Here is a 25,690-nt window from a genome sequence, read left to right as displayed (position 1 = left end):
GGCAGCGAATTCTTGCGCGGTCAGAGCGGGAGCGGGAGCGGGTGGTGGATCAGCACGACGGCGCGCCCGACATGGTCGTTGCTCGCGATCTCGCGGGTGATGAACTGCGCCACGTCCGCCCGGGCGATCAGCCCGTTCTTCCACGAGGACGGCCGGTCGAGCACCTGGTAGCGCCCGGTCGCGGGCCCGCCGGTGAGCACGCCGGGGCGCACGAAGGTCCAGTCGAGCCCGCTCTGGCGGATCCGGATCTCCTGGGCGTCCTTGTCGTCGTAGGCGCGGCCGAAGACGAGGCGGAACGGCAGGCGCTGCAGCGGGCCGATCGCCGCGCGGCTGTCGCCGGTGCCGAAGCCGGTGACCGCCACCAGCCGGCGCACGCGCGCCTTCTCCATCGCCGGCACGAGCACGTTGGTGGCGTCCGAGAACAGCCGCACCGGCCCGAACAGGTCGCGGACCGGCACGCCGAGGGCCTGGACCACGGCATCGACCCCGTCGAGCGCGGCCGTGACGTCGGCCGTCGACAGGGCGTCGCCGGGGAAGCGTTCGAGATTCGGATCGGACAGCTCGATCTTGTTCGCGGATCGCGCGAAGGCCCGCACCCTGTGCCCTGCGGCGAGCGCCGCCTTGACCGTCTCCAGGCCGATGCCCTGGCTGGCGCCGATGACGAGGAGATGGGGCATGGATGCGTCCTGGGGGAGCGAGAAAGTCGGTCGACCCTAGGAAGCGTTCGGGCACGCGATGGTTGCTGGCGCTGGGGCAGATTCCGTCACGGGTGCCGCCGTTGCGGCGATAGGACCCGGACGTCAGGCGCTGAGGAATGCCCAGCCCGCATCGCCCCAGCTCCCCCACTCACGACCTCAGGATGAGGGCGCGAGGAGGATGGAGGAATATATTGGGGCCGGCGATCAGGCGCTCCTCGAACTCAGCTTTGCGAGTCACGCAGACGATCAATGATCGATGCAGGTGCTCGACATCGCTCTCTCGATGCCGTTCTCTATTCGAAGCCTGCCCGACTTCTCCAGCCGGGCAGGCGTCGCGATCTCACACCCGCGCTTCCTCGAAGGCCCGCACCCATTCGGCGCAGATCCCCGAGCGCACGATGTCATCCAGGCCGAACTCGACGATCGGGATCGGCATCATCCGGCTCTTGACCAGGTGGATCACCGTGCGAAGCCCCGAGGTCTCGCGCAGGTCGGTCTGGGAGACGTCGCCGTTGATGATGACCTGGGTGTCGTCGCCGATCCGGGTCAGGAACATCTTGATCTCGGCGGGGGTGGTGTTCTGGGCCTCGTCGAGGATCACCAGGCAGTTCTTGAAGGTACGGCCGCGCATCACTTCGAAGGGCACGACCTCGATGTCGCCGGCCTTGACGGCGATCTCGAAGGCGCCCTCGCCCATGCGCTCCTTCATGGTCTCGGTCAGGGGGGCGACCCAGGGGGCGATCTTGTCCTCGAGGGTGCCGGGGAAGAAGCCGAGGGAGCGGCCGGAGGGCACGTTCGGCCGGGTGATGACCACCTTGGCGACCCGGCGCTGGCGCAGCTGGTCGGCGGCGCGGGTGCCGGCGATGTAGGTCTTGCCGGTGCCGGCGGGACCGAGGACGATGACTTGCGGGTGGGACCCGAGGGCTTCCAGATACTCGGCCTGACGGGCCGTCATCGGCTGGATCGGTGGCGGGTTGCGCTCTTCCTCGAAGCGCGTGCGGTGGACGCGGATCGGGCGGTCATCAACCAGTTCAAGTCGTGCGCGTCGTCTCTTCACGGATCAACACTCCCACTGGACTTGCGGTGCCGATATTGGTGTGCCCTCTCGTGTCCCTGATCTCCTGTGTTCTTGTGACGACTCAAAGCCTCGCGGGCTGCAACGGTTCCGGTCGGGGTTGACGCAGGCGGTGGACAAGTCCGCCTGTTTCACCCGACAAGGTAAGCAGTCGATGATGAACGAGCAATTGTCGCGCCGCACCATGCCCCTGCGAAACCGGAGGGGACGCGGATGGGGCGACGGATTGTGATGAAAACCACACAGAGGTGGAGGGGATGGGCGCGGAAGCGGTACGAGCGACGGCGGGGCGGGCGATGAGGACAGGCTTGCCGGATGAGATCGCCACCTGATCGCCGCTCCCGGTTGGCCCGCGGACGGTGCCCGCGGGACCGCTTCAGCCCGGCTGGACGAAGCTGTCGAGGACCATCTTCCGGCCGGCCTTGTCGAAGTCAACGGTGAGCTTGTTGCCGTCGACGGCCGCCACCGAGCCCGGTCCGAATTTGGTGTGGAAGATGCGTGCGCCCGGCTCAAAGGCCGACGGGGTGCCGGTGGATTTGGCCACCAGCGTGCCCTCGATCTGCTGCGGCCCGCGCCGGCCGGGCGAATTGTTCCGCCCTCCCCCGCCGAACCGATCCTGATTGTAGCGATCTTGGCCGGCAGTCTGGGCCTGGGCCCGCTGCCAGCCGGGGGTGGAGTAGGACGAGCCGAAGGCCGGGGCCTGCCGGTCGAAGCGCGAGGGCCCCTGCGAGAAGCTGGCCGGCGCGTCGAGCACCGCGACGCTCGCTTCGGGTAACTCGTCGATGAAGCGGCTCGGCACCGTCGAGGACCACAGGCCGTGGATGCGCCGGTTGACCGCGAAGGAGATCTTGGCGCGCTTGCGCGCCCGGGTCAGGCCGACATGGGCGAGGCGCCGCTCCTCCTCCAGGCCCGCCCGCCCGCTCTCGTCGAGGGCGCGCTGGTTCGGCATCAGGCCGTTCTCCCAGCCGGGCAGGAACACGGTGTCGAATTCCAGGCCCTTCGCCGCGTGGAGCGTCATCAGGCTCACCCGGTCGCCGCCCTCGGCCTCGTTGGCGTCCATGACGAGGGAGACGTGCTCGAGGAAGCCGGCGAGGTCCGGGAACTCCTCCATCGAGCGCACCAGCTCCTTCAGGTTCTCGAGCCGGCCGGCGGCGTCGGCGGTGCGCTCCTTCTGCCACATCTCGGTGTAGCCGGACTCTTCCAGGATCGTCTGCGCCACCTCGGTGTGCGGCTGGTCCTCCAGGAGCTTGGCCCAGCGGGAGAAGCTCTGGCACAGCGCTCGCACGGTGGAGCGGGGCTTGGGCTTCAGCTCCTCGGTCTCGCTCATCATGCGGGCGGCCTGGAGCAGCGGCACCTTGGCGCGGCGGGCGAGCCCGTGCAGAGCCTGGAGCGTCGCGTCGCCCAGGCCGCGCTTCGGCGTGTTGAAGATCCGCTCGAAGGCGAGGTCGTCGGAGCCGTTGGCGACGATGCGAAGATACGCCAGCGCGTCCCGGATCTCGGCCCGCTCGTAGAAGCGCGGGCCGCCGACCACCCGGTAGGGCAGGCCGAGCTGGACGAAGCGGTCCTCGATCTCGCGCATCTGCGCCGAGATGCGCACCAGCACGGCGATCTCGGCGAGCTTGTGGCCCTTGGCCTGCAGGCTCTCGATCTCCTCGCAGACGAGGCGCGCCTCCTCCTCCGAGTCCCAGGCGCCGGTGACCGTGACCTTCTCGCCCTCCGGGCTGTCGGTGCGCAGGGTCTTGCCGAGGCGGCCCTCATTATGGGCGATCAGCACGGAAGCCGCGGCCAGGATGTGGCCGGTCGAGCGGTAGTTGTTCTCCAGCCGAACCACCAGGGCACCCGGAAAATCGTGCTCGAAGCGCAGGATGTTGTCGACCTCGGCGCCGCGCCAGCCGTAGATCGACTGGTCGTCGTCGCCGACGCAGGCGACGTTGCGGTGCCCTTGCGCGAGCAGGCGCAGCCAGAGATACTGGGCGACGTTGGTGTCCTGGTACTCGTCGACCAGGATGTAGCGGAAGCGCTGCTGGTAATTGGTGAGTACGTCCGGATTCTCGCGCCACAGCCGAAGGCAGAGCAGCAGCAGGTCGCCGAAATCGACGGCGTTGAGCGCCCGCAAGCGCTCCTGGTAGGCGGCGTAGAGCCCACCCCCCTTGCCGAAGCCGAAGGCCGAGGCTTCGCCCGCCGGCACCTGCTCGGGGCCGAGGCCGCGATTCTTCCAGCCGTCGATCGTGCCGGCGAGGCTGCGGGCGGGCCAGCGCTTCTCGTCGAGATCGGCCGCGGCGATCACCTGCTTCAAGAGCCGCAGCTGGTCGTCGGTGCCGAGGATCGTGAAGTCGGAGCGCAGGCCGACCAGTTCGGCGTGGCGGCGCAGGATCTTGGTGCCGATGGCGTGGAAGGTGCCGAGCCACGGCATCCCCTCCCCGGCCGGACCGATCAGCGTGCCGATGCGCTCCTTCATCTCCCGGGCGGCCTTGTTGGTGAAGGTCACCGCCAGGATGTCGAAGGGCCGGGCGCGCCCGGTCGAGATCAGGTGGGCGATGCGGGTCGTCAGCACCCGGGTCTTGCCGGTGCCGGCGCCGGCCAGCACCAGCACCGGCCCCTCCGTCGCCTCGACGGCGCGGCGCTGCTCGGGATTGAGCCCCGTGAGGTAGGAGGCGTCCTGCGGCACCACCGCGGCGCGGGCGCGGGCGGAGATCGAGGTGGGGGCAGTCCCGGCCGGGAAGTCGCGAGTCATGCCCGCATCACTGGACCAAAACGCGAACGGCGTCGAGGGTGGGGAGCGCATACGTCTCGGGTGCGAGGCCGGAACCTTGCGAGAGCCCCGGCGTCGTTCCCGCAGCGACCAACCCGACAGGGAAAGGACCCCGATGCGCGCCCACGCCCTTCTCATCCTCGCGCTCGCCGCCGCGCCGCTCCCGGCGCTGGCGCAGAACCAGGTGCCCGCCAACCGCTCCCAGCAGGCCGTCGAGGGGATCAACCGCTCGATCACGTCCGGTGCCGAGACGCGGAGCATCCAGCAGCAGAACCGGTTCGAGACCAACCAGCTCCAGGGGCAGATCCGGAGCCAGCAGGCCACGCCGCCGCCGCCCGCGCCGATCGTGGTCCCGCGGCGCTGACGCGCTACACTGTCGGTTGCGCGGCGCCGACGCGCCACAGTGTTGGTTCCGCGGCGCTGACGCGCCGCCCGGGCCTCAGTGCCTGACCCGCGCCCCGGCGGCTGCGAAGGCGATCGCCTCCGGTCGCGGGTGGCTGCGGTCCGGAATGCCGATCACCCGGCCGAGATCGTCGGGCCGCGGCAGCCGGGCATGCGAGCCGAGCATGACCGAGAGGTTGGCCTGGATGTCCTCCGGGAACGGCGCCACGCGCCGCGTCATCGGGTCGACGTGGAGGGACAGGTTCTCCGAGGTGGCGGCGACCCAGCCCTCGGTGGCGTGGCGGATCTCGGAATAGAAGTGGATCCGCTTCTCGTCGAAGGCGATGAGCTGCAGCGTCACCCGCACCCGATCGTCGAGGACCAGCTCGCGGCGGTAGCGCACGTGGACCTCGGCGGCGAAGGTCGTGCCGCGCCCGGTCTCCATGTAGTCGGGCCCGAGGCCGACCACGCCGAACGCCTCGTCCACCGCCCGGTCGAACAGGACGTGGTAGTAGGCCATGTTCAGGTGGCCGTTGTAGTCGATCCAGCCCGGCTCGATCGCCATCGTGGACGACACGAACGGCGCGAAGAAGAAGACCGAAGCGGGACGGTCGTCAGCCATTGTGGGGCTCCCGGTGAGCGCAAGCGGGATGACAAGGGCGCCCAGGGACGTACCACGCTTGGGCGAGGGATGCATCCCCGGATGCGTTGCACCTTGGGGCAAGGTGTCAGCCCCGGAGCGCACTTCTCCGTGACCGGGCGCCCGGATATGCCGGCCGGGACACGGCTGCTAGAGTGGCCGGCAAAAGGCCGGTCCGCCCGGTCGCCACACCGTCCGGGAGACCCGCCATGAACGCCCCAAGCCCTGTTCCCACCCGCGAGCGCCCGTCCCCGGAGACCGTGGATGCCGTCATCCGCGAGCTGACCTCGCTCTTCGGCAACCGCGTCGTCACCTCGCAGGCGGTGCGCGAGCAGCATGCCAGCACCCTGACCTGGGTGGCCAACCAGCCGCCGGACGCGGTGGTCTACGCCACGAGCACCGAGGACGTGCAGGCGGTGGTGCGCGTCTGCGCCGCCCACAAGATGCCGGTCGTCGCCTTCGGCACCGGCACGTCGCTCGAGGGCCACGTCAACGCGCCGTTCGGCGGCATCTCGATCGACATGAACGGGATGAACAAGGTGCTGGCGGTCCATGCCGAGGACCTCGACTGCGTGGTCCAGCCCGGCGTGACCCGCAAAGCCGTGAACGAGCACCTGCGCGACCAGGGCCTGTTCTTCCCGATCGATCCGGGCGCCGACGCGTCGCTGGGCGGCATGGCGGCGACGCGGGCCTCGGGCACCAACGCGGTGCGCTACGGCACGATGAAGGACAATGTCTTGTCGCTCACCGCCGTGATGCCGAACGGCGACATCGTCCGCACCAGCCCGCGGGCGCGCAAGACCTCCGCCGGCTACGACCTCACCCGGCTGCTGGTGGGCTCCGAGGGCACCTTCGGCATCATCACCGAGCTGACCCTCAAGCTCGCCGGCATCCCGGAGGCGATCTCCGCCGGCGTGTGCCCGTTCCCGAGCATCAAGGCGGCCTGCGACGCGGTCATCGTGACGATCCAGTCCGGCCTGCCGGTGGCGCGGATCGAGCTCCTCGACGAGGTCCAGGTCGCGGCTTGCAACGCTTACTCGAAGCTGACCCTGCCGGAGACCCCGCTGCTGCTGGTCGAGTTCCACGGCACGGATGCCAGCGTGCGCGAGCAGGCCGAGCGCTTCGGCGAGATCGCGGCGGAGTTCGAGGGCGGTCCCTACGAGTGGGCGACGAAGCCGGAGGACCGCACCCGGCTGTGGCAGGCGCGCCACGACGTCTACTGGGCGGCGGTCGGCTTGCGGCCGGGGGCGCGGGTCATCGCCACCGACGTCTGCGTACCGATCTCGCGGCTCGCCGAATGCGTCGACGAGACCAAGCGCGACATCGTCGAGAGCGGCATCACCGCGCCGATCGCGGGCCATGTCGGCGACGGCAACTTCCACACCTCGCCGCTCGTGATGATGGACGATCCCGACGAGATCGCCCGGGTCACCGGCTTCATCGAGCGCCTGGTCGCCCGCGCCATCGCCATGGAGGGCACCTGCACCGGCGAGCACGGCATCGGCCAGAAGAAGATGCGCTTCATGGAGCTGGAGCACGGGCCGGAGGCGCTGAACCTGATGCGGACACTGAAGCGGGCGATCGATCCGGACAACATCATGAACCCGGGGAAGGTCGTGGCGGTGTAGGCGGCCTTCTTTCCACGATGAGATCGAGCTTGTAAGCGGACGTTCGTCACAAGGCTCTCCCTTTCCCGGACGACTGAAACGAAGTGGAAGGAGATCCGGGATCCAGCGCAAAAAGTCGCGAAGCGTCTTTATGTCTGCAACGGTGCAGCATACAGAGCCGCTTCGCGGCACTTCTTCTGCTGGGTCCCGGATCTCCTTCCGCTTCGCTGCAGTCGTCCGGGAGAGGGGTGAGGCGGAAATGCACTTTGTTTAATTGTTCAAGTCGGCTGACAAATCACGCTATTCCGGGTTCATCGTTTCGAACAGCGCGATTTTCCACGCACGGCGCCAATTCTTGAGCGCGTATTCGCGATGTCGGGCATCAACGATGAGTGCATACTGCTCGTGCCAGACCAAGTTTAGTACGCCATAGCGAGTCGTGAATCCGGGCGTATGAGCCTGCTGATGCTCATAGATGCGACGGCACAGATCAGCCGTCGATCCGAGATAGAGCGTGCCGTTGCGCCCGCTCGCCAGCATGTAGACGAAGCCGCCCTTCGCCATGCGCGCACCGCCCTTTCCCGGACGACTGCAGCGTAAGCGGAAGGAGATCCGGGATCCAGCGCGAGAAGTGCCGCGAAGCGGCTCCATCTATCAGCACAACGCCGACACAGCCGCTTCGCATCCGGATAAACCCGAAAGAACGAACCCTACGGCAACACCACCACCTTCGTCCCCACCTTCACGCGATCGTACAGGTCGATCACGTCCCGGTTGGTCATGCGGATGCAGCCCGAGGACACCGCCGCGCCGATCGTCTCCGGCTCGTTCGAGCCGTGGATTCGGTAGAGCGAGGAGCCGAGATAGAGCGCACGCGCCCCGAGCGGGTTGTCGTTGCCGCCGGCCATGTAGCGCGGCAGGTCGGGGCGGCGCTTGATCATCTGCTCCGGCGGGCGCCAGGACGGCCATTCCTTCTTCATCGTCACGGTCTTGGTGCCGGCCCAGGAGAAGCCCTCGCGGCCGACGCCGACGCCGTACTGCACGGCCTCCTGGTTCGGCAGGATGTAGTAGAGCCGGCGCTGGCTGGTCGAGATCACCACCGTGCCGGGCTTGTAGGGGCTGTTCCAGCCGATGGTCTGGCGCGGCACGCCCTGCTGGCGAAACACCGTCAGGAAGTCGGCGATCGGCCCGCGCTCGAGCAGGCCGATGGCGTGGGCCGGCGCCGCGAGGCTCAGCAGGGCTGTCGCCGCCAGGATCGGCCTCAAGCGGCGCCGCGGTGCGGTCAGACGGGTCATGGTCCCCTCCCGTTCGAAAAACATCGAACGGGTTGGCCGCCGGGCTGTGGCGAAAACAGGGCGGAAACAATCGCCGCCCGACCCGTGGTGCTAATCCGCCACAGGCCGCGCGATGACACTGTCGCCTATTCGGCCGCCTGCCGAAGCGGCACGAAGCCGATCGGCTGGCGCTGCGGGCCCTCCTGCTTGAGGGTGCGCAGCATCGTCTCGTAATCCTGCTCCATCTCGGGCGTCACCGAGGCGCGGGTCTCGCGCAACGCCGCGTCGAAATGCGCCTGCGTCACCCGCTCGCTCGCCAGGTTCTCGCGCAACGCCATCAGGCCGGCCCGGCGGGTCAGGTCCTCGAGGTCGGCGCCGGTGAAGCGGGTCGTGCGCTCGGCGAGCCCGTCGAGGTCGACGTCGTCGGCGAGCGGCATCGCGCGGGTGTGGATGCCCAGGATGTGGCGGCGCCCGGCGATGCTCGGCACCGGCACGTAGACGAGCTCGTCGAAGCGGCCGGGGCGCAGCAGGGCCGGATCGACGAGGTTCGGCCGGTTGGTGGCGGCCATCACCACCACGCCCTGCAACTCCTCCAGGCCGTCCATCTCGGCGAGGATGGTGTTGACCACCCGCTCGGTCACCGCGGGCTCGCCGAGGCCGCCGCCGCGGACCGGGGCGAGCGAATCGATCTCGTCGATGAAGATGACCGTCGGGGCGACCTGGCGGGCGCGGGCGAACAGGCGCGAGACCTGCTGCTCGGATTCGCCGTACCATTTCGAGAGCAGGTCCGAGGACTTGGTGGCGACGAAGTTCGCCTGCGCCTCCCGGGCCACCGCCTTGGCGAGCAGGGTCTTGCCGGTGCCGGGCGGTCCGAACAGCAGGAAGCCCTTGGCCGGGCGGATGCCGATGCGGCGAAACGCCTCCGGGTTGCGCAAGGGCAGCTCGACGCCCTCGCGCAGCTTGGTCTGCACGTCGCCGAGGCCCCCGACATCGTCCCAGGTGACGTTCGGGACCTGGATCATGATCTCGCGGAGCGCCGAGGGCTGCACCCGCTTCAACGCGTTCAAGAAATCCTCGCGGCAGACCTGGAGCTGCTCCAGGATCTCGTGCGGGATGCCCTCCTTGAGGTTGATCTGCGGCAGGACGCGGCGCAAGGCGTCCATCGCCGCCTCGCGGGCGAGCGCCGAGAGGTCGGCGCCGACGAAACCGTAGGTGGTCCGCGCGATCTCGTCGAGATCGACGTTGTCGCCGAGCGGCATGCCGCGGGTGTGGATGGTCAGGACCTCGCGCCGGCCGGGCTCGTCGGGCACGCCGATGATGATCTCCCGGTCGAAGCGGCCGGGGCGCCGAAGCGCCTCGTCGATGGCGTCGCGCCGGTTGGTGGCGCCGATCACCACGATATTCTGGCGCGGCTCGAGGCCGTCCATCAGGGTGAGCAATTGCGCCACGATGCGCCGCTCGACCTCGCCGCGGACCTCCTCGCGCTTCGGGGCGATCGAATCGATCTCGTCGATGAAGATGATGGCGGGCGCGTTGCGCTGGGCCTCGGAAAAGATCTGGCGCAGGCGCTGCTCGGATTCGCCGTACTGGCTGCCCATGATCTCCGGGCCGGCGATGTGGAAGAACTGCGCCTCGGTCTCGTTCGCCACGGCGCGGGCGAGCAGCGTCTTGCCGGTGCCGGGGGGCCCGTAGAGCAGCACGCCCTTCGGGGGATCGATGCCGAGGCGCTGAAAGAGCTCGGGATGGCGCAGCGGCAGCTCCACCATCTCCCGCACCTGATCGACGGTGGTGCCCAAGCCGCCGATGTCGTCGTAGGTGACGTCGGCGCGCCGCACCTCCTTCGGCTCCTCGTAGAGCGGGCGCAGCTCGACCTCGGTCTCGGCGGTGACCTGGACGATGCCGCGGGCCGGCTGGGTCGAGACCACGACGAGGCGGATCTCCTGCAGGCCATAGGCCGGCAGGCTGAGCATCTGGCGCAGTTCCTCGGGCACGTCCTCGCGCTTGAAGCGCGAGGGGACCGAGGTCGAGATCACGTCGCCTGAGACCAGCGGCCGGCGGTAGAAGGTGCGGCGCAGGGCCTCGCCCGAGCCTTGCAGGCGCAGGTTCTTCTGGGCCGGGGCCAGCACCACCCGGGTCGCCGGACGCACCTCGGCCTTGCGGATCTCGACGTGGTCGCCGGAGCCGACGCCGGCATTGACGCGCTGGAGGCCGTCGAGCCTGATGATGCTCAGGCCCTCGTCCTCCTGGCCGAGCGCGATGGCAAGCGCCGTGGTGTGGCGCTTGCCGATGATCTCGATCGGCTGGCCCTCCTGAAGCCCGAGGCTCTGGAGCAAGGCTGCGCTGACACGGGCGACGCCCCGGCCTACATCCTCCGCCCGCGCGTTCGCGACCTGCGCTCTGACGTCGCCTGCTTCGTCCGCCATCGGAGTGACCTCGCTCCTCGGGGCCGGGACGCGAAGCCCCGCCGCGGGCGGCCGCGCCGCCTCCCCTGCCGCAACACCGGCGTCCCCTGAAGAGCGGGGGCGCGTCGGCGGGAGAACGTCCGCTCGCCTGAAATGTTGCGGCCGGGTTAGACCTTAGGGATCACGCCTTGAGGGTCAGGGTGCCGAGATCGCCCAGCCCCCCCTCGGGCAGGAGGCCGCGCAAGGTGGCGGTGAGGGCGTAGCCGGTGGCCGTGCGTTCGATCTCGTAGAGGTGGTAGCCGGCGCAGTGCTTGAGCGCGCCGCCGCGGGCCGAGGCCGAGGGGGCGCCGATCACCGGCACGCGCCGCCCGCCGGGCGCCATCAGGAAGGCGACCGAGCCGACATGGTTGTGGCCGTGCAGCACGAGGTCGGCGCCGACCCGGCCGATCATCGCCTCGAAGGCGTGGGCGTCGGTGAGGTTGCGCCCCGCCTTGGCGCCGCCGACATGGGGGGGATGGTGGATCATCACCACCCGGCACGGCCGCTCCGGCTCGGCGGCGAGATCCGCCAGCAGCTTTTCGGCGGCCCGGATCTGCTCGGAGCCGAGGCGCCCGCTCGCCACGAAGGGCGCGGTCGGAATCGCCGAGGACAGGCCGACGAGGGCCAGCGGTCCGCGCCGGCGCAGGTAGGGAAACGTCTTGTCGCGTCCGGCATCGTCCCGGGTCCAGGGCCCGACGGCGTCGAGAAGGCCCCGGAGCGAGCCGCGCACGTAGGCGTCGTGGTTGCCGGGCACGAAGCTGACGAAGCCGGGCTCGCCCAAGGCCTCCATGAAGGTGCGGGCGGTCTCCCACTCGCTCGGCAGGCCGATGTTGCAGAGGTCGCCCGTGCAGGCGATGTGGTCGGGCGCGGCGGCACGCAGGTCGGAGACCAGCGCGGCCAGGATCTCCATGTCGTGGGTGAGCTTGCGGCCGCGGCTCCAGTTGACCCAGCCGGTGGCGCGCTTGCTCATCAGCTGACGCAGGCGCGGGCGGGGCAGCGGCCCGACATGCGGATCGGTGAGATGGGCGAGGCGGAACGTCATGGAGGGCAGGAACGCATGGGATCGGATCGGGTCCATCGCGCCGGGGTCGCGCACGGTTCCCCGTAGCAGCGGACCGGGCCGTCACGCATCCCCTTCGCGCTCATCATCCCCTCCGGCCCGGTGGCACACCACGCAGAGCTTGTTGCCGTCGAGATCGCGGAAGTAGGCGCCGTAATAGGCCGAGTGATAGTGCGGCCGCAGCCCGGGCGGACCCTCGCAGGTGCCGCCCGCCGCCAGCGCCAGGGCGTGGCACCGGTCGACGCTCGCGCGCGAGCGGGCGGTCAGCGCCGTCATGTGCCCGTTGCCCGGATTCGGGGCCTCGCCGTTCCACGGCCGACCGACGATCACGAGGGGCCGGTCGGCGTCCCGCGGCATCCAGCCGGCCCAGCCGTTCGCCGGCTCGTGGAAGCGGAGCTTCAGGCCCAACTCCTCGAACAGGGCGGCGTAGAACGGAACGGCGCGGGCGAGATCGGCGGTGCCGAGGCAGACATGCGAGATGACGCTCATGATCGTCTGGCCGCTCCCTCGATGGTCGATGCCGGATCCTCAGATCCCGGCGTACATCCGCCCCGGGTTGAACAGGCCGGCGGGATCGTGCGCGGCCTTGAGGCCGGCGGTGATCCGCATCAGCGGCTCGGACAGGGGCTCGAAGACCGGCACCGCCGCCCGCACGGCATCGGGCGCGCGCACCAGCGTCGCGTGACCGGCGCCGCCGAGGGCCGCCCGCACGTCGCGCGCGCCTGCATCCCCGGTCGCCGGCGTCGCGAGCCAGACGAGGCCGCCGCCCCAGTCGTAGAACCAGCGCGCCGGACGGGCTGCCGCTACGGCCGCCGCGACGGCGGGGCCGCGGTTCGGCGCGGTCGAGAGGCGCCAGACCGCCTCGTCGCCGCCCGCGAAGGGCAGCACGTCGCGCACCGCGCGCCACAGGGCAGAAGCGGGTTCTCCCTCGATCGCGTCCGGCTTACCGACGCGGCGCAGCAGGCGCGTCAGCTCGCCGAGGCGGTAGTCGACCGAAGCCGAGAAGCCCTCGATGCGCAGGAGCGTGCGCGCCGGGCCGTCGATCCCTTCCGGCAGGTGGGCGGCGCCGGTGATCTCGAACGGCGAGCCGAGGCACAAGCTCATCGCCTCGACGGCGCGGGCATCGTCGAGGCCGGCCAGCACCAGGGTGGCGGTGCGCTCGGGCACCGGCAGCACCTTGAAGGTGACCTCGGTGAGGAAGCCGAGCGTTCCCCAGGAGCCGGCCATCAGCTTCACGAGGTCGAGCCCGGTGACGTTCTTCATCACCCGGCCGCCGGACTTCACCGCCTCGCCGCGCCCGTTGATGAAGCGCACGCCGATCAGGCTGTCGCGAGCGGCGCCCCCGGCGATCCGCCGCGGCCCCGAGATGTTGCCGGCGGCCACCGCCCCGATCGTCGGCGCGCCGGAGGTGCCCAGCAGCGCGCGGTGGTCCATCGGCTCGAAGGGCAGCATCTGGCCGCCCTCGGCCAGCCGCGCCTCGACCTCGGCGAGCGGCGTGCCGGCGAGAGCCGCGATGACGAGCTCGGCCGGCTCGTGGAGGGTGATGCCGGTGAGGCCCGCCGCCGAGAGCGTCGCCTCGTCCTGCGCCGGCCGGCCGATCCCCGCCCGGGTGCCGCCGCCGACGAGCCGCAGCCGCTCGCGCCGCGCCGCCGCCTCACCGATCAGGGTGGCGGCCTCGGCCTCGCTTCCGGGCTGGTAGATGCGCATCGCGGGCTCGCTCGGGCAGGGCCGCGCCGGATGCGCGGGGATCGGGGCGCGGATCATTGCGGGCAACCGGGGCGGGTTGCAAGCGGGGGCGACGGCGTCAGGTGAGGTCGATGCCGAACCGGTCAGCCACGTCGCGCAGCGCATTGGCGTCGGGCAACAGGTCGACCATCAAGTCGATCCTGTGAGCGACGGTTCGGCTCGCGTGAATGCCTTCGGCGGTGAGAACCGCCTTCACGATCTTTTCCGCAGCTTGTGAGCAGAGATATGGTGCATTGCGGGATCGCATGTTCGCGAGAATGCGCGCATCGGCGAGATCGGCTGTCGCGATCCGCAACAGAGCAGCGGCCGCCTTATCGGCTGACATTCAGGCGGATGCCCTCTTGGGCAAGCACATAACCGATCGTGTTCGGCACACCCCAGACCGCGTCGAGATCGCCCCGCGTCGCCGTCAGCACATCCGCTCGAACCCCGCTGTCGCGCTGGAGCCGCTAGCCGAAGATCGGATCGAGCAAGGCTTCGTCGACATCGTCGGGGAGCACGACGAGCAGGTCCCAGTCGCTATCGGCCCGCGCCTCGCCCCGGGCGCGGCTTCCGAACAGCCAGATGACGAGCGGGTCCGCATGGCGGATGATGCGAGAGACGAGCGGCCTCAGAGGCTCCGGGACGTCGGCGCGGCGGGCGATGTCGGTCATGCGATCCTCGTACCCGATCGGGCGACGAGACCGGGTCGGTCGCAAGCCCCTACTCCGCCGGCACGACACGGCCGAATCGCGCCAGCACGGCCGCCCGCAGGCCCGCGATGTCGAAGCACCAGACGAGCGCGCCGTAGACGAGGCCGCCGGTGACGATGCAGGCCGGCAGGGCGAGCCAGGGGGAGAGCCCGCGCAGCGGCAGGATCGCCACCGTCATCGCCCCGGTGGCGAGCAGGACGGCGAGCGGATCGCGCCAGGACATCCGCAGGCGGCCCGGCCCGGTGAGCGCACGGATCCCGAGGAACAGCATGGCGGCGACGAAACCGAGCGACTGCGCGGCGGCGATGCCGTGAGGGCCGTAGGGCCCGGCGAGGGCGAGCGCCGCCACGACGTTGACGAGCGCGCCGATGCCGCCCGCCGCGACGAGGGGCAGCGTGCGGCGGCGGATCTGGAAGATCGGGTTGAGGGCGAAGTTCATCAGCGCCAGGGCGAGGAGGCCCGGCAGCAGCAGCAGCGTGTAGGTCACGAAGTGGCCGCGGAAGGCCTCGGGCACCGCGATCGCCTCGAGCGCCGGGGCCAGCGCCCAGAATCCGGCGGCGCTCGGCAGGATCAGCGCCAGGACCACGGCGCCGTTGCGGGCGACCTGCTCCTCGCCGGCCTCGTGGCCGTGGGTCTCGGCCGCGAGCACGGCGATCTGGAACAGCAGGAGGTCGAGGGCGGCACCGAGCGTGCTGAAGATCCGCCCGCCGATATCCGCCGCCAGCGAGAAGTAGCCGGCCTCGGCGAAGCCCGCCGCCCCCGCGACCGCCCAGCGGTTGGCGAAGGGCATCAGCTGGTAGACGAGGTTGGCGGCGACGATCGGCAGGCCGTAGCCCATGAACAGCCGGAGCGAATCCCGCCGGCGGGCACTCTCGTGGGCGCTCGGCGGGTCCGCGAAGGCGCGCCGGACGAGGAGCGCGGCGAGGAACTGGCTCAAGCCCCCGGCGAGCATCACCGCGGCGGCGTCCGCGGTGGCCCAGGCGGTGCCGACCATCAGCGGCAGGGTCAGGGCGTTCTTGACGAGAACCAGGCGCAGGTAGAGACCGCCGACGAAGCGGGCCCGGGCCAGCGCCGCCGCGTAGTCGAACAGGCCGAGGCCGATCGCGGCCGCCGCCGCGGCCGCGGCGAGCAAGGCCGGATCGCCGACGAGGGGGCGGCCGGCGAGGGCGAGCAGGGCTGCGCCGAGGAGCCCGATCACGGTGGCAAGGTAGGCACGGTCGAGCATGGAGCGGATCCATGGCTCGGCCTGCCGGACGCGCTCGGAGTAGAACCGGGTCGCCGAGAGGCGCAGCCACTCGAACAGCAGCGTGTTGAGGGCCACCGCCCCGGCGGTGCCGAGGGCGAAGCGACCGAAATCCGCCGGCCCCAGGATCTGCGCGATGAGCAGACCGAGGGCCAGGTTCATGACCGCGTTGACCACGAAGGCCGCGATGACCGCCATTGGGGTGGGTGCTCGTTCGGGGGCTGGGTGGGTGTGGCGCGATGCAGGAGGATCTGCGGAAAAAACGGTCTGAGTGTAAAGCGCGGCCCCCCTCCTCTCCCCGCGGGCGGGGAGAGGGCCGAGCCACCGTTCAGGTGGCGCGGCTAGCCCGCAGGGCCAGGGTGAGGGGGTGTTGCCGGAAGAGGCTCATTCGTCGAGACCCGCTCACCCTCGCTCCGGCTGCGTCTCCGCTTGCCGCGGACCCGACGAGGGGCCCGCGGCCCTCTCCCCGCCCACGGGGAGAGGAGAAGTCCGAGCCTCATCGGGAAGCCGAGCTGGAGTTCCTACCCCACCGCCCTCGCACGTGGCGCCACCCGCCCCTCCTGCCCGACGACCTCCCGGTACACCCGCTCCAGCCCGTCGAGATGGCGCTCCAGGGTCAGGGGATCGGCCCAGAACAGGTCGTAGGCGCTCCGGCCCATCCGCATCGCCGTCGCATCGTTGGACAGGTGGCCCATGGCGTCGGCGAGGGAGCGCGGGTCGCTGGAGCGGAACCACAGCCCGCTCTCGCCGTGGCGCACGGACTCGCGACCGGCGCAGACGTCGCTGACGAGGACCGGGGTGCCAAGCGCCAGCGATTCGAGCACCGTGAGGGGCTGGCCCTCGTACCAGACCGAGGGGAACACCAGGGCGCGGGCCCCGCGCAGGACCGCCTTCACCTGGTCGGGGCTCTGCCAGCCGAGGAAATGCGCCTCGGGGAAGCGCGCCTCCAGCTCCGCCCGGACCGGGCCGTCGCCGGCGAAGACCGCCCGCATGCCGGCGAGCCGCGCCGCCTCGGCGAAGATCTGCGGGCCTTTCTCCGGCGAGATCCGGCCGACGAACACGAAGTCCCCCGGCGGGCCCGCCCGGTGGCCCAGCGGCGCGACATCGACCGGGTTCGGCACGTCGTGGTAGCGCATCCCCTCCGGAAGGTACGGCGCCAGCGCCTCGCGCTGCAGCCGGCTGATGGTGATCATCGCGTCGATGCCCTCGACGAGACCGGTGCGGCGCATCAGGGCGTGGCGGGCGGCGCGCATCAGCTTGCGCGGATAGGTGCGCGAATCGCAGTTACGCGTCAGGCAGGCCGGCCCGTTCGGGGTCCGGTGGCAGGTCATGGCGAGCGGATAATCGTAGAAGCCGCCATTCGGGCAGGCGAGGTAGTATTCGTGCGCGGTGTAGACCACCGGCGCGGCCGTGCCCCGCAGCACCGGCCCGATCGAGGGCGAGAGCGCCTTCGCCCAGGCATGGACGTGGATCACCGTGTCGCGCGGATCCGATTCCTCGATGAGGGCGCGAAGCTCGGCCGCGGCGGGCCCGTTCCACAGCCATTGCACGCCGAAGCGCGCGAGCGAGCGGGCCTGCGTCACGTCGGTCTGGTCGAGCAGCACCGTGCGCACCCCGGCCTCGGCGAGGCGCGGATCGGCCGGGCCGACGGCGGCGAACAGCACCACCTCGTGGCCGCGGCGGGCCAGCCCGATCGCGCTCTCGAGCGAGACCTTGGCCTGGCCGCCGTTGATGTAGGCGTGGTCGGCGACGAGGACGATTCTCACGCCTGCTCTCCGCAGGGTGGGCCGGCACCATCGTGCAGCATCGGTCGGGCTCCCTTCGGGCGTGGCGGATCCGGAGCCGACGATGGATCCGACCCCTTAGGAATCGCCTAAGCGCCGCGGAGGCGTCGGCCTTGCGCCACGCCCCTCCCCGAGCCATTCGGCTTAAGACCATGCGTTCCCCCTCCCCCGCCTCCGCGATCCTGCTCGCCGCCCTCGGCATCGGCCTCCTCTCGCTGATGGATGCCACCATCAAGGGCTTGTCCGATCGCTACGGCGTCACCGGCATCGCCTTCGCCCGCTACCTCGTCGGCACCCTCGTGATGGCGGGCGTGCTCGCGGCCTTGCGCCCCGGCTGGCCCTCGGCCGAGACCTGGCGCGCCAACGGTCTCCGCGCGGCGCTGGTCGTCGTGACGGCGCTCTGCTTCTTCCACGGCCTGTCGGTGCTGCCGCTCGCCGAGGCGCTGGCGCTCTCGTTCCTGAGCCCGATCTTCATCGCGCTGTTCGCCGCTTTGCTCCTGCGCGAGCGGGTGCGGCCGCCGGTCTGGGCCGGGCTCGTCGTCGGCTTCGCCGGGGTCGGGATCGTGGTGGCGGGGCAGGTCGGCACCGAGGGGCCGCGGGCGGCGGGCTCCGCCTGGGGCATCGCGGCGATCCTCGCCTCGGCGCTGACCTACGCGCTCTCGATGGTGCTCCTGCGGGCCCGGGCCCGGCACGACCCGGTGGTGACCATCGTGGCGATCCAGAATGCCGGCCCCGCCGCGATGCTGGCGGCGCCTGCGGCCTGGACCTGGAGTCCCGTGGCTGCGCCCGACTGGGCGCTTCTCGTCCTCGTCGGCCTGCTCGGCGTCGCCGGCCACCTCGTGCTCAGCCGCGCCTACGCCAGGGCCGAGGCCTCGCGCCTCGCCGCGATGGAATACACCGCCCTCCTCTGGGCGATCGGCCTCGGCTACGTCGCCTTCGGGGAGGTTCCGGGGGTGGCGACGCTGGCCGGCGCGGGTCTGATCCTGGCCGGGTCGGCGCTGGCCGCGCGGCGGTGAGCGGGGGCCTCGTCGCGTGCCTCGGCGATCCGGACACCCTCCGTGTCATTCCGGGGCCGCGTAGCGGAGCCCGGAATCCAGAACCTCAGTTCGCGCAGGAAATAGCGGCTCGCGCTCCGCCCGATGCTACACCATCAGCGGTTCTGGATCCCGGGCTCCGCTGCGCGGCCCCGGGATGACGCGGAGGGTGGCAGATCGGTCGAGATGATCAGGTGCCGTCGGCCTCAGAACCACCCCTTCAGCTTGAAGTACACCGCCGGGATCAGGGCGCTCGCGGCGATCACCGCGAGCCCGAACGGATAGCCGAACGTCCAGTCCAGCTCCGGCATGTGCTTGAAGTTCATGCCGTAGACCGAGGCCATCAGGGTCGGCGGGATGCCGATCACCGAGACGACCGTGAGCACCCGGAAGGTGTTGTTCTGCTCCATGTTGATCAGGCCGAGCGTCGCGTCGAGCAGGAACTGCACCGTCTCGGACAGCCGGGTCTCGAACTCGTCGAGCGAGGCGACGTCGAGGCGCAGGCTCTCGAAGCGGGCCTTCTCCTCGGCTTTGAGCCAGCCTTCCGCCTCGCCGGCGACGTAAGGCAGGATGCGGCCGAGCCCGAGCAGCGAGGCGCGCAGCTTCGCCAGGGCCTTGCCGCGCCGGCCGATGGCGCGCAGCAGCCGCCGCAGCGCGAGGTCGCGGCGCTTCGGGGCCGAGGCCTCGGTGCGGCCATGGCCGTTGGCGCTGGTGTCGAAGGTGAAGATCCGGGTCGAGAGCGAATCGAGTTCGTCGCTCATCGTCTCGAGGGTGTCGGCGAGGCGGTCGATCAGCTCCTCGACGAGCGCCAGAAAGGTCTCGACGCTGGAGGCAGGCCCGTCCCGCTCGGCCTGGCGCGCCTTCACGGTGTCGAAGGCGGCGAGCGGCTGGAACCGGACGGTGAGCAGCCGCTCCGGCGTCAGCACGAAGCCGAGGGGGCGCAAGGTGAGGTCGTCGTCGCGGAACGAGACCATCGGTGTGCTCAGATAGAAGGCGTCCCGGCGCCGGTTGAGCCGGCGCGAGTTCTGCACCTCGCTCAGCGCCGCGCGGGAGGGCACCCTGAGCCCGGTCGCGGCCTCGGCGAGGGCCGTCTCGGCCTCGCTCGGGTCGTCGAGGTCGAGCCAGGTGCCGTGGGCCGGAAGCGGCGCGGCCGCGCAGGCCTGGCCCTCGGCGACGACCCCATCGGAGCCGTGCAACGTGATCATGAGAGGCAGAGCTCCTGCTCGACGGGTTCGAATGTCCCTCGCCCGTCCATTGTGCCGCGCCAGCCACACGCCAGCGCCTTGACTCGCCCGCGCGGCCCGATTATCTCCACGCCAGCCTTAGCACTCACCTCACGAGAGTGCTAATGCCCGGGTTGGCAGGCGGCTTCGGCGCCAGCACCAACCGCAATGCGTTCTGCGAAGCAAGAGGGCAGCACATGCAATTCCGTCCGCTGCACGACCGTGTCGTCGTCCGTCGCATCGAGAGCGAGGAGAAGACCAAGGGCGGCATCATCATCCCGGACACCGCCAAGGAGAAGCCGCAAGAGGGCGAGATCGTCGCCGTCGGGCCCGGCGCCCGCGACGAGTCCGGCAAGCTGAACCCCCTCGACGTCAAGGCCGGCGACCGCGTCCTGTTCGGCAAGTGGTCGGGCACCGAGGTCAAGATCGACGGCAAGGACCTCCTCATCATGAAGGAGTCCGACATCATGGGCGTGCTGGCCTGACCGCCACCCCCTGATCGCCCTGCAAGCCTGACGGCGGCGCCCCTGTTTCGGGAGCTGACGCCCGAGGGTTTCCCCCCGCAACACCGAGTCACTGAGAGGATTCACCATGGCAGCGAAAGACGTCCGTTTCGCCTCCGACGCCCGCGAGAAGATGCTGCGCGGCGTGGACATCCTGGCGGATGCCGTGAAGGTCACGCTCGGCCCGAAGGGCCGCAACGTCGTGATCGAGAAGAGCTTCGGCGCGCCCCGGATCACCAAGGACGGCGTGACCGTCGCCAAGGAGATCGAGCTCGCCGACAAGTTCGAGAACATGGGCGCCCAGATGGTGCGCGAAGTGGCCTCGAAGACCAACGACATCGCGGGTGACGGCACCACCACCGCGACCGTGCTGGCCCAGGCGATCGTCCGCGAGGGCGCCAAGTACGTCGCCGCCGGCATGAACCCGATGGACCTGAAGCGCGGCATCGACCTCGCCACCCAGGCCGCCGTGAAGGACATCCAGAGCCGCGCCAAGAAGGTGTCGGCCTCGGAGGAGATCGCCCAGGTCGGCACGATCTCGGCCAACGGCGACAAGGACATCGGCGAGATGATCGCCCATGCCATGCAGAAGGTCGGCAACGAGGGCGTGATCACGGTCGAGGAGGCGAAGACCGCCGAGACCGAGCTCGACGTCGTCGAGGGCATGCAGTTCGACCGCGGCTACCTCTCCCCGTACTTCATCACGAATGCGGAGAAGATGATCGCCGAGCTCGAGGATCCCTACATCCTCATCCACGAGAAGAAGCTGTCGTCGCTGCAGGCGATGCTGCCGGTGCTCGAGGCCGTCGTCCAGACCGGCAAGCCGCTGCTGATCGTCGCCGAGGACATCGAGGGCGAGGCGCTCGCCACCCTCGTCGTCAACAAGCTGCGCGGCGGCCTGAAGGTCGCGGCCGTGAAGGCGCCGGGCTTCGGTGACCGTCGCAAGGCCATGCTCGAGGACATCGCGATCCTGACCCAGGGTCAGATGATCGCCGAGGACCTCGGCATCAAGCTCGAGAACGTGACCCTCCCGATGCTCGGCCGCGCCAAGCGCGTCCGCATCGAGAAGGAGAACACCACGATCATCGACGGCGCCGGCGAGAAGGCCGACATCGAGGCCCGCGTCCAGCAGATCAAGGCGCAGATCGAGGAGACCACCTCGGACTACGACCGCGAGAAGCTCCAGGAGCGTCTGGCCAAGCTCGCGGGCGGCGTCGCGGTGATCCGCGTCGGCGGCGCGACCGAGGTCGAGGTCAAGGAGAAGAAGGACCGCGTCGACGACGCCCTCCACGCCACCCGCGCGGCGGTCGAGGAAGGCATCGTTCCCGGCGGCGGCACCGCGCTCCTGCGCGCCAAGAAGGCCGTGGCCGGCCTGTCGAGCGACAACGCCGACGTCCAGGCCGGTATCAAGATCGTCCTGAAGGCCCTTGAGGCCCCGATCCGCCAGATCGCCAGCAACGCCGGCGTCGAGGGCTCGATCGTGGTCGGCAAGATCGGCGACAAGGGCGACTCGGAGACCTACGGCTTCAACGCCCAGACCGAAGAGTACGTCGACATGATCCAGGCCGGCATCGTCGACCCGGCCAAGGTCGTGCGCACCGCCCTGCAGGACGCCGCCTCGGTGGCCGGCCTGCTGGTGACGACCGAGGCGATGGTCGCCGACGCCCCGAAGAAGGACAGCCCCGCTCCGGCCATGCCGGGCGGCGGCATGGGCGGCATGGACTTCTAAGTCCAAGCCAACCAGTCTTCGAGAGACGGGAGGGGGTCGCCGAAAGGCGGCCCCCTTTTCGTTTGTGCCGGCTCACGACGCGCTTGCGGACGCAAAGCCTTCATCACAAATTATGACTATTGTGGTCATAAGAGGATGCGATGCGCGAGATTCAGCTTCGGGATGCCAAGGCGACTCTGTCCGCCGTCATTGACGATGCCGTCCGCGGCGAGCCGAGCGTCATCACCCGTCACGGTAGACCGGAGGCGGTCGTGCTGTCCTACGCCGATTGGCAGCGGCTCTCGACGGTCCCGGATTTCGGCAGGCTCCTCGCCTCGTCGGGATTGCGCGACGGCGACCTGCCGGAGCGCGACCGGACCCCGCTGCGCGACTTCGACGTCTGATGTACCTCGTCGACACCAACATCCTGTCGCAGGGAGCGCCGACGAAGGAGACCGATCTCGCCTTTCGCGATCTGGCCGACTGGCTGGAAGCTGCCGCGGATCACCTGTGGCTCTCGGTCGTGACGGTTGCCGAGGTGATGGCCGGGATCGAGCGGTCGATGATCCGGGGTGAACCGCGGAAGGCGGCACGGCTGCGGGCCTGGCTCGACGTCGTGGAACACCTTTACGGCCCCCGCATCCTGCCCCTCGACCGTGACGCGGCCCGCCTGACCGGGATCCTCTCGGCCCGTGCGCAGATGCGTGGAGCCTCGCCGGGCTTCGCCGATGCGGCTATCGCGGCGACGGCCGAGCTGCGCGGCTTGTGCGTCCTGACGCGCAACGCGAAGGACTTCGCGCCGATGGGCGTCGCGTTCGTCAATCCGTATGAGTCTGGCGTGCCACCGATTCCCGGCTGATCATGAGCGCCACTTCGGGATCTGGCATTCCCTGCATGGTGAGGGCGGTTTCGCCGAAGGCGGCAACGGCACTCCCGATCGCTATCCCGGGCTCGCCGCCGACCCCGCCAGCAATCCCGCCGTCCAGGTTGAGTTCCGCTCCCGTCATGCAGGCGGCCTCGTCCGAGGCGAGCATCGCCGCCACCGCCGCGACCTCCTCCGGCGTGCCGAAACGCTTGAGCGGGGTGTCGGCGACGAGCGCCGCCCTCCGCGCCGCGCGCCCAGGCCCCTCGCCCAGCATCGGCTCCCAGATCGGCGTCAGGATCGCCGCCGGATGGATGGCGTTGCAGCGGATCGCCCAGCCCTGCTGCGCGCAGTAGAGCGCGACCGTCTTTGTGTGGTTGCGGATCGCGGCCTTCGACGAGGCGTAGGCCGCGGCGGCCGGAATGCCGACCAGCCCCGAGCGCGACGAGATGTTGATGATCGAGCCTTTGACGATCGAACCTTGGACGATCGAACCTTGGCCGCGCGCCTTCATCGCGCGGATCGCGTAGCGGCAGCCGAGGAAGGTGCCGTCGAGGTTGACGCGATGGACCGCGCGCCAATCCTCGAGCCTCGCATGCTCGGGGTCGTGGGGGACCGGGCCCTTCTCGAAGCCGGTGATGCCGGCATTGTTCACCACCACGTCGGCGGCCGGGACGGCGTCGGCGAGGTGCAGCCAATCCTCCTCCCGGCCGACATCCAGGCGAATGAACCGCGCACCGATTTCGGAGGCAGTGACAACGCCGGCCGCCTCGTCGACGTCTGTGACGACGACCTCGCCGCCCTCCTGCCGGAAGCGGGCCGCGATGGCACGCCCAATGCCGCGCGCGGCGCCGGTGACGATGCAGGTCTTCCCGGTCAGCCGATGCATGGTGGTCTCGCAGGCGAGGGGAATCTGCGACGTCGATCTGGCACGGACATCGACATTGCTCGACGTCTTCCCGGAACTCGACGAAGTCGAGAACCCGGGATCCATGACCGCCGATGGTGCGGAACGGGGCGGCCAGCGTTCCGCTTCATCGTCGAATGTCAGCGTTTATGGATCCCGGGTTCCGCTGTGCGGCCCCGGGATGACGATGGAGGGCTTCGAGGCCGTCGATACCTCCGAATAGGCTCTCACCCCAGATCCAGCATCCCCTGCCGCCCCCCGAGCCTCACCCCCTCGTGGGCGAGCAGCCATTGCTTGCGATGGAGCCCACCGCCATAGCCGGTGAGGCTGGCATTCGCCCCGATCACCCGGTGGCACGGCACGACGAGGCCGACCGGGTTGGCGCCGTTGGCGAGCCCGACCGCCCGCACCGCCTTGGTCCGGCCGAGGCGCTGCGCGAGCGCGCCGTAGCTCAGGGTAGTGCCGACCGGAATCGTTCGGAGCGCCGCCCAGACCTCGCGCTGGAAGGCGGTCCCGTTGTGACGGACCGCGAGCGCATCGATGGCCGCGAGATCGCCGGCGAAGTAGGCCTCGATCGGGTCACGCAGGGCCGGCGGCGGAGCGGCGTCGCGCAGGGTGAAGGCGGTGCCGTAATGCAGGCGCAGCAGGCGCCGCATCCGCTCCTCATGGTCCGACCAGTCGAGGGCGCGCAACGCGGCGTCCTCGTCGAAGACCAGCAGCATCGTGCCGATCGGCGTCGGAAGCGTGCCGAGGAGGAAGGGGATGGGCGCGGGCATGGCATTCGGACTTTAAGCCGGATGCAGGGCCGCCGGGATCGCCCGGGCCGCCCCGTCCACCGCTCAGTCGAGCCAGCCCTTCAACTCCCGGGCGACGACGTGCTCGATCACCCGCATGCCCTCCGGGCCGTCGTTGAGGCAGGGCAGGTAGGCGAAGTGCGTGCCGCCGCCATCCTCGAAATAGTGCCGGTTCTCGCCGTCGAGTTCCTCGAGCGTCTCGAGGCAGTCGGCCGTGAAGCCCGGCGCCACGATGGCGAGGCGCTTCACCCCTTGCGCCGCCAGTTCCTTCACGGTCTCGTCGGTATAGGGCTTCAGCCATTCCTCGTTGCCGAAGCGCGACTGGAAGGTCGTCCGCATCCGCTCGGGCGAGTAGCCGAGCGCCTCGCGGATCAGCCGGCCGGTCTTCACGCACTGGCAGTGATAGGGATCGCCCTTCAGCAGGTACGATTTCGGCACGCCGTGGAACGAGGTGAGGATCACCTCGGGCTCGAAGTCGAGGGCGGCGAGGTCGCGGCGGATCGCGCTCGCCACCGCCTCGATGTAGACCGGGTCGTCGTGATAGGGCGGCGAGACCCGCACCGTCGGCTGCCAGCGCATCTTCATCAGCGCCCGGAACGCCTGGTCGCAGGCGGTGGCCGAGGTCGCGGCGGCGTATTGCGGATAGAGCGGCACCAGCAGGATGCGGTCGCAGCCCTGGTCGAGCAGGGCCTGGATGCGCTGGTCGACCTCGGGCTTGCCGTAGCGCATCGCCCAGTCGACCACGACACGATCGCCCATCGCCGCCTGCAGCTTCTCGGCCTGGCCGCGGGTGATGGTCTTGAGCGGGCCCTCGTCGCGCTCGGTGTTCCAGACCGAGGCGTAGTCGCGCCCCTTCGGGCCAGGGCGCTTGGTCAGGATCACGAGGTTGAGGAGCGGCCACCAGATCGCGCGCGGCACTTCGATCACCCGCCGGTCGGACAGGAACTCCTTCAGGTAGCGCCGCATCGGCCAGTAGCTCGTGCCCTCCGGCGTGCCGAGATTCATCAGGAGCACGCCGATCCGGCCCCAGCGCACCGGCGGGTGGTCGGCCGGCAAGGTTCCGGCCCCGCCGGCGGACTTGACGGCGGCCTGCCCGGCGGCGCTCGCGCCCGTCTGGCCGACAGGGGTGGCGCCGCGGGCGAGCGCGGCGTTCGGGGTCACCTCGTTCATGGTCGTCCGGTCTGCTGGTCGGCCCGGAGGATGGCGCGCCCGGGCCCGTCTGTTTCGCGTCGGGTGGCCGTCTACATAGCGCAAAGGCCGCCCGAA

General features: G+C 70.2%; 26 protein-coding genes. 8 read left to right on the top strand and 18 right to left on the bottom strand.

What is annotated here, in order from left to right; translation table 11 throughout:
- Positions 1-20: 20 nt before the first annotated feature.
- The 3 genes from DK412_RS23460 to DK412_RS23450 form a co-directional block, all read right to left on the bottom strand.
- Entirely contained in the window at positions 21-677 is a 657-nt protein-coding gene (locus DK412_RS23460; RefSeq protein ID WP_109973927.1) for an SDR family NAD(P)-dependent oxidoreductase, read from the bottom strand.
- Between the two features lie 361 nt (positions 678-1,038).
- Positions 1,039-1,755 (bottom strand): PhoH family protein, encoded by a 717-nt coding sequence (locus tag DK412_RS23455; RefSeq protein ID WP_093570027.1) that lies wholly within the window; start codon positions 1,753-1,755, stop codon positions 1,039-1,041.
- A gap of 394 nt (positions 1,756-2,149) precedes the next feature.
- Positions 2,150-4,507: a UvrD-helicase domain-containing protein gene (locus tag DK412_RS23450; RefSeq protein ID WP_109973926.1), complete on the bottom strand. Its 2,358-nt coding sequence runs from the start codon at positions 4,505-4,507 to the stop codon at positions 2,150-2,152.
- A 133-nt stretch (positions 4,508-4,640) separates the two neighbouring features.
- On the opposite strand from DK412_RS23450, the gene DK412_RS23445 reads away from it, so the two are divergent.
- Positions 4,641-4,889 carry a hypothetical protein gene (locus tag DK412_RS23445; protein ID WP_109973925.1) on the top strand — a complete coding sequence of 83 codons (249 nt, stop codon included), beginning with the start codon at positions 4,641-4,643 and terminating at the stop codon, positions 4,887-4,889.
- A gap of 75 nt (positions 4,890-4,964) precedes the next feature.
- Here the strand turns inward: DK412_RS23445 and DK412_RS23440 are convergent, their stop codons facing one another.
- Positions 4,965-5,528 (bottom strand): thioesterase family protein, encoded by a 564-nt coding sequence (locus DK412_RS23440; RefSeq protein WP_109973924.1) that lies wholly within the window; start codon positions 5,526-5,528, stop codon positions 4,965-4,967.
- 227 nt (positions 5,529-5,755) lie between these two features.
- On the opposite strand from DK412_RS23440, the gene DK412_RS23435 reads away from it, so the two are divergent.
- A complete protein-coding gene (locus DK412_RS23435; RefSeq protein WP_109973923.1) occupies positions 5,756-7,174 on the top strand; it encodes an FAD-linked oxidase C-terminal domain-containing protein in 1,419 nt (472 codons plus the stop codon).
- A gap of 279 nt (positions 7,175-7,453) precedes the next feature.
- Here DK412_RS23435 and DK412_RS23430 read toward each other — a convergent pair whose 3' ends face one another.
- From DK412_RS23430 to DK412_RS23385, 10 genes are all read right to left on the bottom strand, one after another.
- On the bottom strand, positions 7,454-7,717 hold the full coding sequence (locus tag DK412_RS23430; protein WP_109973922.1) for a GIY-YIG nuclease family protein: 264 nt from the start codon (positions 7,715-7,717) through the stop codon (positions 7,454-7,456).
- Between the two features lie 146 nt (positions 7,718-7,863).
- A complete protein-coding gene (locus DK412_RS23425) occupies positions 7,864-8,448 on the bottom strand; it encodes a L,D-transpeptidase (RefSeq protein ID WP_109973921.1) in 585 nt (194 codons plus the stop codon).
- A gap of 125 nt (positions 8,449-8,573) precedes the next feature.
- The gene (locus DK412_RS23420) at positions 8,574-10,850 is read right to left on the bottom strand and encodes a CDC48 family AAA ATPase (RefSeq protein WP_109973920.1); all 2,277 of its coding nucleotides are present in this window, start codon (positions 10,848-10,850) and stop codon (positions 8,574-8,576) included.
- Positions 10,851-11,010: 160 nt separating this feature from the next.
- Positions 11,011-11,946 carry a metallophosphoesterase gene (locus tag DK412_RS23415; protein ID WP_245447207.1) on the bottom strand — a complete coding sequence of 312 codons (936 nt, stop codon included), beginning with the start codon at positions 11,944-11,946 and terminating at the stop codon, positions 11,011-11,013.
- A gap of 45 nt (positions 11,947-11,991) precedes the next feature.
- Entirely contained in the window at positions 11,992-12,417 is a 426-nt protein-coding gene (locus DK412_RS23410) for a VOC family protein (protein ID WP_109973919.1), read from the bottom strand.
- A gap of 39 nt (positions 12,418-12,456) precedes the next feature.
- Positions 12,457-13,635 carry an FAD-binding protein gene (locus tag DK412_RS23405; protein ID WP_109973918.1) on the bottom strand — a complete coding sequence of 393 codons (1,179 nt, stop codon included), beginning with the start codon at positions 13,633-13,635 and terminating at the stop codon, positions 12,457-12,459.
- Between the two features lie 97 nt (positions 13,636-13,732).
- Positions 13,733-13,999 carry a HEPN domain-containing protein gene (locus tag DK412_RS23400; protein ID WP_109973917.1) on the bottom strand — a complete coding sequence of 89 codons (267 nt, stop codon included), beginning with the start codon at positions 13,997-13,999 and terminating at the stop codon, positions 13,733-13,735.
- 124 nt (positions 14,000-14,123) lie between these two features.
- The gene (locus DK412_RS23395) at positions 14,124-14,327 is read right to left on the bottom strand and encodes a nucleotidyltransferase domain-containing protein (protein WP_109973916.1); all 204 of its coding nucleotides are present in this window, start codon (positions 14,325-14,327) and stop codon (positions 14,124-14,126) included.
- A gap of 49 nt (positions 14,328-14,376) precedes the next feature.
- Entirely contained in the window at positions 14,377-15,807 is a 1,431-nt protein-coding gene (locus tag DK412_RS23390; RefSeq protein WP_109973915.1) for a polysaccharide biosynthesis C-terminal domain-containing protein, read from the bottom strand.
- A gap of 323 nt (positions 15,808-16,130) precedes the next feature.
- Positions 16,131-17,375 (bottom strand): glycosyltransferase family 4 protein, encoded by a 1,245-nt coding sequence (locus DK412_RS23385; RefSeq protein WP_109973914.1) that lies wholly within the window; start codon positions 17,373-17,375, stop codon positions 16,131-16,133.
- 170 nt (positions 17,376-17,545) lie between these two features.
- Here DK412_RS23385 and DK412_RS23380 point away from each other — a divergent pair, with 170 nt between their 5' ends.
- The gene (locus tag DK412_RS23380; protein WP_109973913.1) at positions 17,546-18,409 is read left to right on the top strand and encodes a DMT family transporter; all 864 of its coding nucleotides are present in this window, start codon (positions 17,546-17,548) and stop codon (positions 18,407-18,409) included.
- Positions 18,410-18,633: 224 nt separating this feature from the next.
- On the opposite strand, the gene DK412_RS23375 is transcribed toward DK412_RS23380, so the two are convergent.
- Positions 18,634-19,632, bottom strand: coding sequence for a magnesium transporter CorA family protein (locus tag DK412_RS23375; RefSeq protein ID WP_109973912.1), 999 nt, complete (start codon positions 19,630-19,632; stop codon positions 18,634-18,636).
- Between the two features lie 215 nt (positions 19,633-19,847).
- Between DK412_RS23375 and groES the strand changes: the two genes are divergently transcribed.
- From groES to DK412_RS23355, 4 genes are all read left to right on the top strand, one after another.
- The gene (groES, locus tag DK412_RS23370) at positions 19,848-20,135 is read left to right on the top strand and encodes a co-chaperone GroES (RefSeq protein WP_048433003.1); all 288 of its coding nucleotides are present in this window, start codon (positions 19,848-19,850) and stop codon (positions 20,133-20,135) included.
- A gap of 106 nt (positions 20,136-20,241) precedes the next feature.
- Positions 20,242-21,882, top strand: coding sequence for a chaperonin GroEL (gene groL / locus DK412_RS23365; RefSeq protein WP_048433002.1), 1,641 nt, complete (start codon positions 20,242-20,244; stop codon positions 21,880-21,882).
- 140 nt (positions 21,883-22,022) lie between these two features.
- Positions 22,023-22,265 carry a type II toxin-antitoxin system Phd/YefM family antitoxin gene (locus DK412_RS23360; protein WP_109973911.1) on the top strand — a complete coding sequence of 81 codons (243 nt, stop codon included), beginning with the start codon at positions 22,023-22,025 and terminating at the stop codon, positions 22,263-22,265.
- Entirely contained in the window at positions 22,265-22,720 is a 456-nt protein-coding gene (locus DK412_RS23355) for a PIN domain-containing protein (RefSeq protein WP_109973910.1), read from the top strand. The genes DK412_RS23360 and DK412_RS23355 overlap by 1 nt, the downstream gene beginning before the upstream one ends.
- Here the strand turns inward: DK412_RS23355 and DK412_RS23350 are convergent.
- Positions 22,680-23,612 (bottom strand): SDR family oxidoreductase, encoded by a 933-nt coding sequence (locus DK412_RS23350; RefSeq protein ID WP_109973909.1) that lies wholly within the window; start codon positions 23,610-23,612, stop codon positions 22,680-22,682. The genes DK412_RS23355 and DK412_RS23350 overlap by 41 nt on opposite strands.
- Here DK412_RS23350 and DK412_RS23345 point away from each other — a divergent pair.
- Entirely contained in the window at positions 23,611-23,853 is a 243-nt protein-coding gene (locus DK412_RS23345; RefSeq protein ID WP_109973908.1) for a hypothetical protein, read from the top strand. The genes DK412_RS23350 and DK412_RS23345 overlap by 2 nt on opposite strands.
- A 4-nt stretch (positions 23,854-23,857) precedes the next feature.
- Here the strand turns inward: DK412_RS23345 and ogt are convergent, their stop codons facing one another.
- Both ogt and hemH read right to left on the bottom strand, forming a co-directional pair.
- Complete coding sequence (gene ogt, locus DK412_RS23340) at positions 23,858-24,406, bottom strand: methylated-DNA--[protein]-cysteine S-methyltransferase (RefSeq protein ID WP_109973907.1); 549 nt, start codon at positions 24,404-24,406, stop codon at positions 23,858-23,860.
- 63 nt (positions 24,407-24,469) lie between these two features.
- Positions 24,470-25,594 (bottom strand): ferrochelatase, encoded by a 1,125-nt coding sequence (gene hemH / locus DK412_RS23335; RefSeq protein ID WP_109973906.1) that lies wholly within the window; start codon positions 25,592-25,594, stop codon positions 24,470-24,472.
- Positions 25,595-25,690 lie beyond the last annotated feature (96 nt).

It is taken from the genome of Methylobacterium sp. 17Sr1-1 (assembly GCF_003173775.1).
In the GTDB taxonomy this organism is placed as follows: domain Bacteria; phylum Pseudomonadota; class Alphaproteobacteria; order Rhizobiales; family Beijerinckiaceae; genus Methylobacterium.
This window is presented reverse-complemented; position numbering and strand designations above follow the sequence as displayed.

Bases quoted from the DNA above. Each gene is read 5' to 3' on its own strand.
- DK412_RS23460 (WP_109973927.1), bottom strand. From the start codon at position 677: ATGCCCCATCTCCTCGTCATCGGCGCCAGCCAGGGCATCGGCCTGGAG.
- DK412_RS23450 (WP_109973926.1), bottom strand. From the start codon at position 4,507: ATGACTCGCGACTTCCCGGCCGGGACTGCCCCCACCTCGATCTCCGCC.
- DK412_RS23445 (WP_109973925.1), top strand. From the start codon at position 4,641: ATGCGCGCCCACGCCCTTCTCATCCTCGCGCTCGCCGCCGCGCCGCTC.
- DK412_RS23440 (WP_109973924.1), bottom strand. From the start codon at position 5,528: ATGGCTGACGACCGTCCCGCTTCGGTCTTCTTCTTCGCGCCGTTCGTG.
- DK412_RS23435 (WP_109973923.1), top strand. From the start codon at position 5,756: ATGAACGCCCCAAGCCCTGTTCCCACCCGCGAGCGCCCGTCCCCGGAG.
- DK412_RS23430 (WP_109973922.1), bottom strand. From the start codon at position 7,717: ATGGCGAAGGGCGGCTTCGTCTACATGCTGGCGAGCGGGCGCAACGGC.
- DK412_RS23425 (WP_109973921.1), bottom strand. From the start codon at position 8,448: ATGACCCGTCTGACCGCACCGCGGCGCCGCTTGAGGCCGATCCTGGCG.
- DK412_RS23420 (WP_109973920.1), bottom strand. From the start codon at position 10,850: ATGGCGGACGAAGCAGGCGACGTCAGAGCGCAGGTCGCGAACGCGCGG.
- DK412_RS23415 (WP_245447207.1), bottom strand. From the start codon at position 11,946: ATGGACCCGATCCGATCCCATGCGTTCCTGCCCTCCATGACGTTCCGC.
- DK412_RS23410 (WP_109973919.1), bottom strand. From the start codon at position 12,417: ATGAGCGTCATCTCGCATGTCTGCCTCGGCACCGCCGATCTCGCCCGC.
- DK412_RS23405 (WP_109973918.1), bottom strand. From the start codon at position 13,635: ATGCGCATCTACCAGCCCGGAAGCGAGGCCGAGGCCGCCACCCTGATC.
- DK412_RS23400 (WP_109973917.1), bottom strand. From the start codon at position 13,999: ATGTCAGCCGATAAGGCGGCCGCTGCTCTGTTGCGGATCGCGACAGCC.
- DK412_RS23395 (WP_109973916.1), bottom strand. From the start codon at position 14,327: ATGACCGACATCGCCCGCCGCGCCGACGTCCCGGAGCCTCTGAGGCCG.
- DK412_RS23390 (WP_109973915.1), bottom strand. From the start codon at position 15,807: ATGGCGGTCATCGCGGCCTTCGTGGTCAACGCGGTCATGAACCTGGCC.
- DK412_RS23380 (WP_109973913.1), top strand. From the start codon at position 17,546: ATGCGTTCCCCCTCCCCCGCCTCCGCGATCCTGCTCGCCGCCCTCGGC.
- DK412_RS23375 (WP_109973912.1), bottom strand. From the start codon at position 19,632: ATGATCACGTTGCACGGCTCCGATGGGGTCGTCGCCGAGGGCCAGGCC.
- groES (WP_048433003.1), top strand. From the start codon at position 19,848: ATGCAATTCCGTCCGCTGCACGACCGTGTCGTCGTCCGTCGCATCGAG.
- groL (WP_048433002.1), top strand. From the start codon at position 20,242: ATGGCAGCGAAAGACGTCCGTTTCGCCTCCGACGCCCGCGAGAAGATG.
- DK412_RS23360 (WP_109973911.1), top strand. From the start codon at position 22,023: ATGCGCGAGATTCAGCTTCGGGATGCCAAGGCGACTCTGTCCGCCGTC.
- DK412_RS23355 (WP_109973910.1), top strand. From the start codon at position 22,265: ATGTACCTCGTCGACACCAACATCCTGTCGCAGGGAGCGCCGACGAAG.
- DK412_RS23345 (WP_109973908.1), top strand. From the start codon at position 23,611: ATGGTGGTCTCGCAGGCGAGGGGAATCTGCGACGTCGATCTGGCACGG.
- DK412_RS23350 (WP_109973909.1), bottom strand. From the start codon at position 23,612: ATGCATCGGCTGACCGGGAAGACCTGCATCGTCACCGGCGCCGCGCGC.
- ogt (WP_109973907.1), bottom strand. From the start codon at position 24,406: ATGCCCGCGCCCATCCCCTTCCTCCTCGGCACGCTTCCGACGCCGATC.
- hemH (WP_109973906.1), bottom strand. From the start codon at position 25,594: ATGAACGAGGTGACCCCGAACGCCGCGCTCGCCCGCGGCGCCACCCCT.